Origin of the sequence: Rapidithrix thailandica, from assembly GCF_039710355.1 — a bacterium.
GTDB lineage: Bacteria > Bacteroidota > Bacteroidia > Cytophagales > Flammeovirgaceae > Rapidithrix > Rapidithrix thailandica.
Window position 1 is genome coordinate 18934 of sequence record NZ_JBDKWZ010000022.1, and the last position, 12563, is coordinate 31496.

At 41.4% G+C, this 12563-nt stretch carries 10 protein-coding genes; 5 read left to right on the plus strand and 5 right to left on the minus strand.

Features of this window, described 5'->3' with window-relative positions:
* Positions 1-131 precede the first annotated feature (131 nt).
* Both AAG747_RS25900 and AAG747_RS25905 read right to left on the minus strand, forming a co-directional pair.
* The gene (locus AAG747_RS25900; protein ID WP_346824160.1) at positions 132-788 is read right to left on the minus strand and encodes a response regulator; all 657 of its coding nucleotides are present in this window, start codon (positions 786-788) and stop codon (positions 132-134) included.
* Positions 789-851: 63 nt separating this feature from the next.
* Positions 852-3125, minus strand: coding sequence for a tetratricopeptide repeat-containing sensor histidine kinase (locus AAG747_RS25905; protein WP_346824161.1), 2274 nt, complete (start codon positions 3123-3125; stop codon positions 852-854).
* A 331-nt stretch (positions 3126-3456) separates the two neighbouring features.
* On the opposite strand from AAG747_RS25905, the gene trkA reads away from it, so the two are divergent.
* The 3 genes from trkA to purB all read left to right on the plus strand — a co-directional run bounded on the left by trkA (position 3457) and on the right by purB (position 7832).
* Complete coding sequence (gene trkA / locus AAG747_RS25910) at positions 3457-4797, plus strand: Trk system potassium transporter TrkA (RefSeq protein WP_346824162.1); 1341 nt, start codon at positions 3457-3459, stop codon at positions 4795-4797.
* Between the two features lie 74 nt (positions 4798-4871).
* Entirely contained in the window at positions 4872-6326 is a 1455-nt protein-coding gene (locus AAG747_RS25915) for a TrkH family potassium uptake protein (protein WP_346824163.1), read from the plus strand.
* 162 nt (positions 6327-6488) lie between these two features.
* Complete coding sequence (gene purB / locus AAG747_RS25920) at positions 6489-7832, plus strand: adenylosuccinate lyase (RefSeq protein WP_346824164.1); 1344 nt, start codon at positions 6489-6491, stop codon at positions 7830-7832.
* A gap of 94 nt (positions 7833-7926) precedes the next feature.
* Here purB and AAG747_RS25925 read toward each other — a convergent pair whose 3' ends face one another.
* Entirely contained in the window at positions 7927-8295 is a 369-nt protein-coding gene (locus AAG747_RS25925) for a hypothetical protein (RefSeq protein WP_346824165.1), read from the minus strand.
* A gap of 584 nt (positions 8296-8879) precedes the next feature.
* Between AAG747_RS25925 and AAG747_RS25930 the strand changes: the two genes are divergently transcribed.
* Positions 8880-9368 carry a DUF4488 domain-containing protein gene (locus AAG747_RS25930; protein WP_346824166.1) on the plus strand — a complete coding sequence of 163 codons (489 nt, stop codon included), beginning with the start codon at positions 8880-8882 and terminating at the stop codon, positions 9366-9368.
* Positions 9369-9448: 80 nt separating this feature from the next.
* A complete protein-coding gene (locus AAG747_RS25935) occupies positions 9449-9943 on the plus strand; it encodes a DUF4488 domain-containing protein (protein WP_346824167.1) in 495 nt (164 codons plus the stop codon).
* A 67-nt stretch (positions 9944-10010) separates the two neighbouring features.
* On the opposite strand, the gene asnB is transcribed toward AAG747_RS25935, so the two are convergent.
* Together asnB and AAG747_RS25945 are read right to left on the minus strand one after the other, a co-directional pair.
* Positions 10011-11927 carry an asparagine synthase (glutamine-hydrolyzing) gene (gene asnB, locus AAG747_RS25940; protein ID WP_346824168.1) on the minus strand — a complete coding sequence of 639 codons (1917 nt, stop codon included), beginning with the start codon at positions 11925-11927 and terminating at the stop codon, positions 10011-10013.
* 316 nt (positions 11928-12243) lie between these two features.
* A complete protein-coding gene (locus tag AAG747_RS25945; RefSeq protein WP_346824169.1) occupies positions 12244-12468 on the minus strand; it encodes a hypothetical protein in 225 nt (74 codons plus the stop codon).
* Between the last annotated feature and the right edge of the window lie 95 nt (positions 12469-12563).

The window sequence follows — 12563 nt, forward strand, 5'->3', positions numbered from 1 at the left end:
TGACAGGTGGTTTGTGTGGGGGCAAAAGAATTTATCACCCTAGATAAGAGAAGGCTCTATAATTACAAAAGCCCATCCAAATCCTACATTTGATGGGCTTTCCTTTCTCTTAGAAAGTTAGCATGAATGGATTAAGTATCCAGCAAGCCTTGTTGGATGGCGTATTTTACAATGCCGGCGGTATTGCGGACATTGAGCTTCCGGATGATATTTTTCCGGTGACTTTCTACGGTATGTTGACTGATAAACAGCTTTTCGGCAATTTCAGGTGTTGTATTTTCTTGGGCAATGAGTACCAATACTTCCTTTTCCCTTCGGCTCAATGGCACTTGTTCACGGGATTTTTTCTTGGGTGCAAACATACTTTCCAAGTACTTTTGCTTGATCTCCTCTGAAAAGTATTTTTCTCCGGCTTGAATGCTGGCGATGGCCTTGAGTAGTTCTTCCTTACCGGCATTTTTGAGCAAATAGCCATCGGCTTCTTGTTGTACCACCTTGGCGATGGTTTCGCTTTGATGATACATGCTGACGACCAACACTTTAATTTCGGGGTACTTTTTCTTTATCTGCCCTGTCAAGACGATCCCATCCATTTCCGGCATACTAATGTCCGTAATCACCCAGTCGGCCTTGACCTTCTTTAAAAGGTGTAGTGCTTCTTTGCCGTTGGAAGCTTTCCCTACAATTTCAATATACTCTACATCATTTAACAGCGAAATCAAACCATCCAAAAACATCGAATGGTCATCAGCAACAATGATTCTTATTTTTTCAGAAGATATGCTCATCGGATCTATAGATTAGTAATCGTAATCAGTTAATTATAATGGTTTTTCCCAATAGCTAGTGGCTTACCCCGCTACTTCTGAGTGCTGGGACAGTGATAAATCGATGTTTACAGTAGTGCCGTAGCCTATGGAAGAGTCGATATGAATTTCTCCCTTGAGGTCATTGACTCTGGAAATGATATTGTTCAAACCGATTCCTTTGGCATCTTGCGTAATGTCAAAACCGACTCCATTGTCTTCCACAATCAGGTTGAGGTAATTTTCATGCATCACTAGCTGTAAGTCCACCTGATTTGCTTGGGCATGTTTTAAAATATTATTCATAAGCTCCTGCAAAATGCGGTATATTTCTACCTGTAAAGCATCCGGGATATGGTTGAGTTCTTCCTCCGGATAGTAATCCGCATGGATTTCCAGTCGATAGGCTTCGGCAATTTGCGTTGTATAATTCTGTACCAAATCCACAAAAGCCGTTTGTAATAGCTTCGGGGGCTTTAAGTCATGTGAAATGCTGCGTACTTCCTGACAAGTCTGGTCGATGGCCTCCAGTACGTTTTGAAGTTTCTTGTTGGAAGACGATTCGTTCAGGCGTTGTAAATTCAGCTTTACAGTCGCCAGGTTTCCTCCTATGCCATCGTGCAGTTCCCGGGCAATCCGCTCTCTTTCCTGTTGTTGCCCTTCCATATGCGACTGGATACTTTTAATCTTATGATCTTTGATTAACTCTCCAACCCTTTGTTTGCTGTTTTCTTCCTGTTGTACCCGTAGTTCCTTTTGGATATTCAACTTTTGACTATAGACATAGCGAAGTACCACAGTGGCAATCAAAACCAAAACAAACCCGGCAATAAAGGCATTGCGCAATACCGTTTGCCGTTGCACCTCTGCCTCTTGTTTTTGAAGGTGGGCTTCCTGTAACTCTTTGTCCCTTTTGAGCAGTGTTATCTCGCTTTCTCTTTTTTCGGCCTCGATTTGTCGTTGGAGAATTTGGGCCTCTTTCAGTTGTTTTTCCTTTTGCAGAATATTGATTTCTTTGTCTTTTTGGGCCGTTTCCAGTTCTATTTGTACCTGTGCCAATTCCCGGGCTTTTAATTCGGCTTCTTTTTGTGCCTTCTCTTTTTTCAAAAAGAGCATATCTTTTTCCAATTTCTGCGTTTCGTATTTTTCCTGGAGTTCTACCAAGTGTTTATTCTTTTCTATATTTTTCAGACTATCGGACGAGATACTGTATTGTTGATGATGTTGGAGGGCCAATTGAAAGCTTCCTTTTTCTTCATACGATTTCGACAAATTGAGATGTATAACTTTCAGGAAATTTAAAGAACGAGTTTGCTCAATAACTTGGAGGGCTTCGTTCAGGTACATTATGGACGTATCGAGTTGCCCTAGCTTTCGACAAGTAGTGCCCAGGTCGTTGAGTACTTGAATTAAATCGGCTTTCAGGTTTAATTCTTTTAAAAGGGCCTTTGTGTCCAGTAAACTTTGCCGGGCCTCTTCCCATTGCTCTTTAAACATGATGATTTGCGACAAATTCATGCGCACACTCACTTCGTACGTTTTATTGGAAATCTTGGAAGTAATCTCCAACGCTTTGTTGTAATAATCAATCGCCTTCTCATATTCCCCTGTTTCCTGATAAATGACGGCCACATTAAAAAGGGTTGTAAAGAGTCCGTCATAATCCCCCAGTTCTTTTTGGAGTTGAAAGGAGCGGTTGATGTTTATTTTGGCACGGTCGTATTTTTTCTGAATGATATAGATGACCGCAATATTGGAGTAAGCATTGGACATTTCGAGTTTGTTGCCGTATTTTTCGGAAATTCGCAGGCATTTCAGCAAGTATTCCATGGCTTTTGAATACTTTCCTTGATTCTTTTTAGAAATTCCCAAGATGTTATAGCAAGCCGCGGTATGCTTTTCCTCTCCCAAGGTATTCAACACTTCAATGGATTGTAATAAGTGCGTTTCAGCCTGTTCATACAAGCCTATTTTTTGGCTCAAGTTGCCCAGGCCGTAATAAATAGAGGCTTGTTCCAATAGGAAGTTATGGCTTTGGGCAATCGGCAATGCCTTTTCCAAGGTCTTGATGGCCGATTGAATATCATTCCCCATGAGTTGTAGGTATTGATTAATCAAGGCATTTACTTGGACCTTGGCCGAATCTTCTTGTTGGACAAAGATGTCAGGTTGTGACACATCGCTTGCCTGCGCGTCAAAAGAAACAAAAAAAAGAAATAAAGCCGCAAGCAGGCAAAACGTATTCTTGTTGATATTTTTCAAAGCAAAACCAATGACCATTTTAAAAAAAATTTGCACAATGGTGTTGAATAGTGTCATTGAGGCGTAAGTGTAAAAAATTGCATTTGCACAAGATAAGACAAAGGTATAGAAGTTTCCCAATTTGACCAGGGAAAAATCAGGGAACCCTGTGTTAAGGGAAATAAAAAAGAGGTAAAAACAGAGCGATTGTTACTGTCGCCAATGTTGGGCAAAATGCTGAATACATACAATTAAAGAAAGAAAATTAAGACTTAGAGAAGAGGAAAGGGGAGGAGCCGACTGCCTTTAATTTTTGCAAATTGTTTTTACCTGGGTAAAAAATTGGGAGATACAGAAAGTCGTGTATCTTTGCCCTCTTATTGATTACGGAATAAAGATTCGTAGTATAATGAAAATTATTATTGCAGGCGCAGGGGATGTTGGGTTTCACTTAGCCCGACTGTTGGCAAATGAAGAACATGACCTGGTCATTGTGGACATGGATTCTGAAAAACTGAAATATGTTGCCAACCACCTGGATGTCGCTACCATAAAAGGAAATTCTACTTCTCCATCTGTTTTACAAGATGCCAATATTTCTGAGGCCGACCTGTTGATCTGTGCGACCAGTTCGGAAGATACCAACCTCCTTACTGCCATTTTAGGAAAAAGAATGGGGGTGAAAAAAACTGTGACTAGGATCAGTAACCTGGAGTTCCTTTTGAATCGCCAACAACTAGGCCTGGAAGAAATGGGGATTGACGAAGTCGTCTCCCCCGAATCTCTGGCAGCCCGCGAAATCAGCCGCTTATTGAAAGAGTCTGCCATCACGGATGTCTATGAGTTTGAAAAAGAGCAATTGTCTTTGATCGGGATCAATATTGATGCGACAGATCCGCTCAAAAACAAAACGCTGAGAGAAACGACTCACTTGAATCCGGACCTGGATTTTCTCACGGTCGCTATTCTGCGAAATAACCGCACCATCATTCCCCGAGGGGATACGAAATTTGAATTGGGAGATCATGTGTATTACATTGCCCAACCCAGTGGCGTAGACAAAGTGTTGAAACTTACCGGGAAGAAAAGTGCAGAGATCAATTCCGTGATGATTCTGGGCGGAAGCCGTGTGGGATTTCATACCGCAAAACGACTGGAAAACAAATACAAAACCAAACTGATCGAGCTGGATAAAGAGAAGTGTTTCGATTTGGCCGATCAATTGGATCATACCTTGGTGATCAACGGTGACGGGAGAGATATGGAATTGTTGGAAGAAGAGGGCATCAGCAATACCGATGCTTTTATAGCGGTTACCGGTAATTCGGAAACGAATATCATTTCTTGTTTGATGGCTAAAAACAAAGGGGTGAAAAAGACCATTGCCTTGGTGGAAAATATCGATTATATTCACTTATCTCAAAACATTGGGGTGGATACCATGATTAATAAAAAATTAATCGCTGCCAACTTTACCTTCCGGTACATCCGGAAAGGTTCGGTCTTATCGATTACCAGTGTGCATGGGGTGGATGCGGAAATTTTAGAGTTCAGAGTGAAGGAAAACTCCAAGATCACGAAAAAGCCCTTGAAAAAGCTACACTTCCCTTATTCGGCCATTGTGGGTGGAGTGATTCGCAATGATAAAGCTTATACCCCTATGGGCGATTTTGTGTTTGAACCGAACGACCGGGTGGTGGTATTGTCCAGGATGGAATGTATCCGAAAGATAGAAGAGTTTTTTAAATAATCGAAGTATAAAATTACCCCTAAGGTTGCTTTACCCAATCAAGGGATTTTTTTATACAATCCTTACTAAATTAAATGATCAACTTTAAGAAAATAAGCCGTGTATTGGGGATTTTATTAATCATCAATGGCTTATTTATGTTATTGTGCCTCCCCTTTTCCTTTATTGATGAAAGGCCGGATGATGAAATAGCCCTTATCATTTCCGGAGGAATTACCCTGGTGGTCGGTTTGGGCGGTTGGCGGTTTTCCTTAAAAGCGACACATCGCGACCTGAAGAAGAGAGACGGTTACCTGATTGTGGTTGGTGGCTGGCTGTTAATGTCCTTCTTTGGGAGTTTGCCGTACCTCTTGTCCGGAGCCATTCCTAATTATGCCGATGCGTTTTTCGAAACCGTTTCGGGGTTTACCACTACCGGAGCTACCGTATTGACCAATATTGAAGGTGTGGACCGGGGAATCTTGTTTTGGCGCAGCTTGACCCAATGGATCGGAGGTATGGGAATTATCGTTTTGGCCATTGCCATTCTACCCTTCTTGGGGATTGGGGGAATGCAGCTGTTCGTAGCGGAAGCCCCGGGCATTAGTCCCGATAAATTGCAACCCCGTATCAAAGAGACAGCCAAGCGCTTGTGGTTTATCTATTTAGGTTTGACCATTTTAGAATGTGTATTGTTGATGTTGGGCGGAATGAGTTTTTACGATGCCATTAATCATAGCCTTACCACCATGGCTACGGGAGGCTTTTCCACCAAAAATGCCAGTGCCGCCCATTTTGATTCGCCTTATATTCAATATGTGCTCATTATCTTCATGTTTTTGGCAGGGACGAATTTTACCATTAACTACTTTTTTGTAAAAGGAAAATTTAAAAAAATATGGTTGAATGAAGAGTTTCGGACATATGTGTTTCTGACGGGCATTTTTGTGTTGATTGTATCCACTACCGTTTACTTTGTGACCGACAGCGGGGCGGAACGTTCTTTCCGGGATGCCTTGTTCCAGGTCGTTTCCGTAATCACCACTACTGGTTTTGTCTCTGCTGACTTTACTTCCTGGGCGCCTTTTATCACCATCTTGTTTTTCATATTTATGTTTATGGGTGCCTCAGCCGGATCTACTGCCGGGGGAGTGAAAATAGTGCGGCACGTCATCCTGATGAAAAACAGTTTCCTGGAATTGAAACGGCAGTTACACCCCTCAGCGGTGATCCCCGTACGACTGAATAATAAAGCGGTTTCTCAAGATATCACCTTTAACGTACTGGCCTTTATCTTCATTTATATCATTGTATTTTGTATAGGTTCATTGATTCTGGCTTCCATGGGGCTGGATTTTTTGACAGCAATAGGAGCGGTGGCAACCTCATTGGGAAATATCGGACCGGGGTTGGGTACGGTAGGGCCCGTGGATAATTTCGCTCACCTGCCCGGTGCTGCCAAATGGGTCTTGTCCTTTTTGATGCTGATGGGACGCCTGGAGTTATTTACCTTCTTAATCTTACTGTCGCCTTATTTCTGGCAAAAGTAGATTGTAGGGGACCGGGAAGTGTTACGTTGTACATTGCCGATTGATTGTATAACTTTGCCCAACCCGGATGTGGTTTCTAGAAAAGAATTAAATTTTTAATACTAATCCATTAGAAAGTCTGGTTCAACCAGGCTTTTATTTGTTTTGATAAATTGAATGATCATGGTCCTCAATGAATTGTCTGCAATATCTCCCGTAGACGGAAGGTATCGAAGTAAAACAACTGACTTAGCCCCTTACTTTTCAGAGTATGCACTGATTAAATACCGTGTATGGGTAGAAATCGAATACTTTATCGCTTTGTGCGAACAACCGCTTCCTCAGTTAAAAGATTTCGACAAGAGTTTATATGAAAAATTGCGGTCCTTGTACCGGGATTTTGCCTTTGAAGATGCTCAGAGGATTAAAGAGATCGAGAAAGTGACCAACCACGATGTAAAATCCGTGGAGTATTTTATCAAAGAAAAATTTGAGGTGCTGGGCATTTCTGCCTATCAGGAATTTATTCACTTTGGCCTTACCTCACAGGACATCAACAATACCTCTATTCCATTGTCATTAAAAAAGGCCAACGAAGAGGTAGTGTTCGGCTTGCTTGAAAATGTGTTGGATACCTTGGAAAGTATGGCAGAGGGTTGGGCAGACATTTCCATGTTGGCATATACGCATGGTCAACCGGCATCGCCTACCCGTATAGGCAAAGAGTTGAAGGTGTTTACCTATCGTTTGCGCAAGCAAGTTGCGGACTTGAAACAAGTACCTTATCAAGCAAAATTCGGAGGCGCTACAGGTAATTTTAACGCGCATCATGTGGCTTATCCGGCGGTGGATTGGAAGGCGTTTGGCAATACATTTGTCAGCGATTATTTAGGACTAAACCGCTCCGAATATACCACCCAAATCGAAAATTACGATTATCTGGCAGCCTTGTTTGATAATTTTAAGCGGATCAATACGATCTTGATTGATTTGAGCCGGGATATCTGGCAATATATTTCAATGGGTTATTTTAGCCAGAAAATCAATAAAAATGAAGTGGGCTCTTCGGCCATGCCGCATAAAGTAAATCCCATCGATTTTGAAAATGCCGAAGGCAACCTGGGGATTGCCAATGCAATTTTTGAACATTTATCGGCTAAACTGCCTGTGTCCAGATTACAACGCGATTTGACGGACTCTACGGTGCTGCGGAACATCGGAGTGCCTTTGGCGCATACCAATATTGCCTTGCACGCTATTCTGAAAGGTTTGGGAAAACTTCAACTGAACGAATCGAAAGTGCGTGAGGATTTGGAGGAGAATTGGGCGGTAGTTGCAGAGGCCATCCAAACAATTTTGAGACGGGAAGGCTACCCGAAGCCGTACGAGGCGCTCAAAGCCTTAACCCGTACCAACGAAGCAATCACCAAGGATTCTATTCAGGCCTTTATCGAGACGTTAAAGGTGCCCGGAGAAATCAAAGAGGAGTTGAAAGGCATCTCGCCTTATAATTATACCGGGGTATAAAGTACAAGAAAAGTTGATACCACAAGAGGCTGCCAGTTTCCATACCTGACAGCCTCTTGTTTTTTGTCTTTCTTGATATTGATCAAAAAAGCAATTAATCTTCCGGATAGGGAATGTATACATAATTAACAAACTCGTCATCCACTACAAAAAGACAACAAAACTCATCCGGATCTTTGTAAGCGGCTTTAAACTCTGCTACCTTTTCTTTATCAATGAGGGTTCTTTGAACAAACTCGTCCAGAAAAGAAAAATAATAATTCCAGTTAAGGGCCATTTCATCTTTGCCAATGAGCAACTGTCCGAAATGTAATTCCTCTTTTGAAATGGGAAAAATAGGGAAGTCAGAAATCTTACGTACCCGTAGTTGATAAGCCGCCTCTTTCAAGGTATTGGCAACCGCCAAAAAATCTTGAGAGATCGTACCCAGGTATTTTCCGTTTAATTCGGGACTGTTTTCCATAATGCAATTCCTATGTTAAATTCTATTGTGCGAACCAATGTGTCAGGAGAGGTAAATCACCCGCTACAAAGGTATTTGAGAAATCAGAATAATACGAATGCCCTGACAGGAATTGTGTAAAAAGCGCATAGGCAAAGGAAAAAACATTTTTCTGTTGGGTGGTATTGATAAAAAAGCCCATGAGGAGATTGCAAGTAAAAGAGAAGTTTCTTAACTTAAATAAACAGGGATATATACAAATAGCCTGGAATGCGAATATTCCTGTACTAAGCCATTAGTTCCATGTTACTAGCCTTGCATTCATTGATAAATGCGATACGGGGATTCAGATGAAAAGGAGGCGGGCGGTTACTCTTCTCAAAGATGAAGTGCTTACGGTTATCCCTGTTGAAAGGCTCTTGCCAAAAGAACCCTTGAAAGTAAGATGAATGCTTATTTTATCCACGAAATACAGCCAACCCGGCCAGTGTTTTGGATAAAACCTACAAGGAAGTGACCACTCAATGTAAGAAAGAATACAAGCCTATCATTTTCAATAGTCCGATTACCCTTAGGTACACCCTTTTCACCTTAAACTAATAAATATGAGAGCCATCAAGTTATTTGGTATTTTGTTACTGGTTTTGGCCCTTTTGGGCTTTTCCAGTCACCCGGTTGAACATATCAACAAGAAGCCTAGGGCTGTCGACCTGGTTGGTACTTGGGAATTAGTGTCGTCCAAAATAGGAAATGCGGAGAATTATACACTTAGGAAAGAAACAATAGGCTATAAAAAGTTGATTACGCCAGGGTATTTTACTTGGATTTCGTACGATTTGGAAAGTATGGAAGTAACAGGCCTGGGGGGAGGAAAATATAATGTGGGGGAAGATGAGTATGTAGAACATATAGAATATTTTTTTCCTGCCGGATCCAATCTGCAAGGTGTTTCCCTCCCTTTTGAAATGCGAATTGAAAATAACCAATGGTTTCACTCCGGTTATGTGCTGGAACGGGAACTGAACACCGAACAGGGAGAGTATGTAGTGGTTGGCCGTACCTACATTCAAGAGGTATGGAGGAAAATCGATTGATCCCACAGCTTTCTTGGTGAAATCAAAGCTACTTTCAACTAAAAAAGTAAATTGTAGTATCTCAAAAATGAACATTTCCTATGAAAACTATAAAAATGCTCTTGGCCTTTACGATATTTTTGGGGTTGGTAGGTTTTGTACCTAACGGGGGACAACGGTTGGTATCAGATACGCATCCCACCATCGATGATCTGATAGGTACCTGGGAGCTTGTCTCGTTTAAGTACGGAGAGGAACAATCCTTTTCTCCCCGTCCTGATTTTATCGGCTACCGCAAACTCATCACTCCCACACATTTTGTCTATGTATCTTTTGAAGAGGGCAAAGAAGCCATCGACTATGCCGGTGGAGGAACCTTTACATTAAAAGACGGAATTTATACAGAACATATCGAATTTTATTATCCGGGTGATTCCAAATTATTAGGCTCGGCGATGCCCTTTCAATGTAAGATACAAGATAAGAGGTGGCATCACTCCGGATACATCATCGAGCGTGAATTTGATATAGATAAAGGTGTGTACAAGGTGGTTAAAAGGCAACGGATTGAAGAGATTTGGCAACGTGTGGATTGATAACAAAGGAGTGAAAGGGGGCAAACTATTGCCTCCCTCACTTTTTTATCTTCAGAAATAGATTTTTCTACACTTTTGCTTTCGGTTGGTCGATGCTTTGTTTCCACCAATATTGAAAGGCCAACAAAGCCCAAACCCGGTTTTGATCGAAATTGTTGGTATTGAATACTTGATGTTTGATGTGCTTGATTTTTCCCCATTCGAAAATACCTTGTTCCCGGATAAAATCTTCCTTAAACATTTCCTTATCAATCCAGTGACGTAACTCTCCTTTATACCCCCGGGCCAGCGGCACATCAAAGCCTTGCTTAGGTCGCTTATAAAGCTTTTCGGGCAGTAGAGGTCTTACCGCATCTTGTAAGATGCGCTTTTTCATACCGTGATGGATTTTGTATTCGGCAGGTAAAGAAAAGGCAAATTCTACCAATCGATGATCCAGGAATGGGACCCGTACTTCCAAGCTATTGGCCATTGACATGGAATCTACTTTATGAAGCATGTCATTGGGAAGCAGTAATTTTACATCGGAATATAATACTTCGTTGAAGTTCTTGCCTTGAATCGGGGAGAGGTAGCCGTTTTTGATCGACTGAAAAGCTTGTTGGTCTATTTTGTCCAATATTTCCTTTCGCAATAGGCTCTGTAAGTTTTGCTCGGTGTTCCAACTGGTGAGGTACCAGTAGCGTTCTTGCGGGCTTTTGTGCATGCCTTCCGCAAAGCGGTGCAGTTGGCGTATTTTATTTCCCAGGTAATGATTGCGCGATTTGGGCAAAGCATTCCAAAGAGGGTACATGGCAGAAACCAGTTTCTCTTTTGCACCTGCATTCCGGGCCTGGAATTCGCCCCGGTATTTATTATATCCTGCAAATACTTCATCGGCACCATCTCCGGAAAGACATACGGTTACCTTTTCCCGGGTTTGTTTGCTAAGAATGTAAAACGGTATGGCAGAAGAGTCGGCAAAGGGCTCTCCGTAATAGTTGAGCAAATCAAACAGGTGTTCAAAGTAATCATCGTTGCTTAGTTGAAAAACCGTGTGGTTGGTTTTATACCGCTCTGCGACCAGTTGGGCATAATGGGTTTCATCAAATAACGGCTCGTCTTTAAACCCCACGGAGAAGGTATTCAAATTAGGGGTAAACTTTGATGCCAGGGCAACGACTGTAGAAGAATCAATCCCACCACTTAAAAATGCTCCTAAAGGTACATCTGATACCATTCGCTCTTCCACCGACTCTTCCAGCAATTTTAATAATTGCTTTTGTGCCGCTTCGTAACTTACAGGAGGCTGGCTCTGATTTTCTTGAGGAGCCGGTAGATGATAATAAGGTTCTACGTGGACTTGTTTTCCTTTAATTTCAAGACAATGACCAGGCTCTAATTTATACGTGTTCTCATAGATGGTATGAGGAGCCGGAATATAATGTAGTTGAAAATACAGATATAACGATTGGTAATTGATTTCTTTGGGAATATTGAACTGTAGTAATGCATTCAGTTCGGAAGCAAAGAGAAATTTATCTTCATCATGGTAATATACCAAAGGTTTGATGCCAAATCTGTCACGGGCTAAAAACAGACTGTTCTCTTGCTTGTCAAAGATTGCAAAAGCAAAAAAACCATGTAGTTTGGGTAAACAAGCCTTTCCCTCATGGATAAAAAGGTGAAGTAGTACTTCCGTATCGGACTGGGTTTTAAATTCCACGCCTTTTGCCTGAAGCTCTTCCCGGAGAATTTTGAAATTATATATCTCTCCGTTGAATACCATGGTGTAGCGGCCGCTGGGGTCAGTCATAGGTTGATCCGCCCCGTGTGATAAATCAATAATGGAGAGCCGTCTATGGCCTAATCCGGTATAATACTCATTGAACAGAAAACCGGTGTCAGGCCCCCGGTGGGTGAGAGCCTCATTGGCTTTGTGTAAATTAATGGCGAAAATTCTACCAATTTCATTAAAGGCGTGTATCCCTGAAATTCCACACATGGGGCAACTGGATTTGGTCTAAAATATCTTTTACAAAAATTAAGTGAATACCCTTTGTGATGTCTTGATCTTGAGGCTGAGATTACAGAGGGCTTGGGCTATATGCTATCCACTTAGCTATAGGATAAAAAATGCATTCTCTTGCAATACTACAAACTGTTTTTGTAAGCGTTGAATGAAATCGCTTCTATTTTTGAGGCATTGTAGAGAAACAAGGATATTTTACACAAAAACGAACCGGATTCTTTGAGGAAGGAGGGAGTTGATTTTTCAAAAAAGCTCTCCGTTGAGTAAGCTGGAGAGCTATCGTAATGCTTTACTCAAAGTTCAGGTGCATCATTTCTTTATATTTACCTTTTATGGCCCGGAATATCATTACATGCACCGGAACTTGCTTGTGTGTATGTAGTTCTTTTGACTCATTGATAAATTGGATAATTCCTTCTTTTATCTCTTTCCAGTTAACAAGGTACAAATCGCTTTCTTTGGTGTATAAAGGAGAGTTCATCACCAGCTTGTAAGAATTTTTAGATTCTTTCATGCTCTTTATCATTTTAGGGGAATAATCATTTATTACAGAAAACTAAATAACTCCTGTTAAAATTCAATTAAATCTTTGTTAATTAAAATGAATTT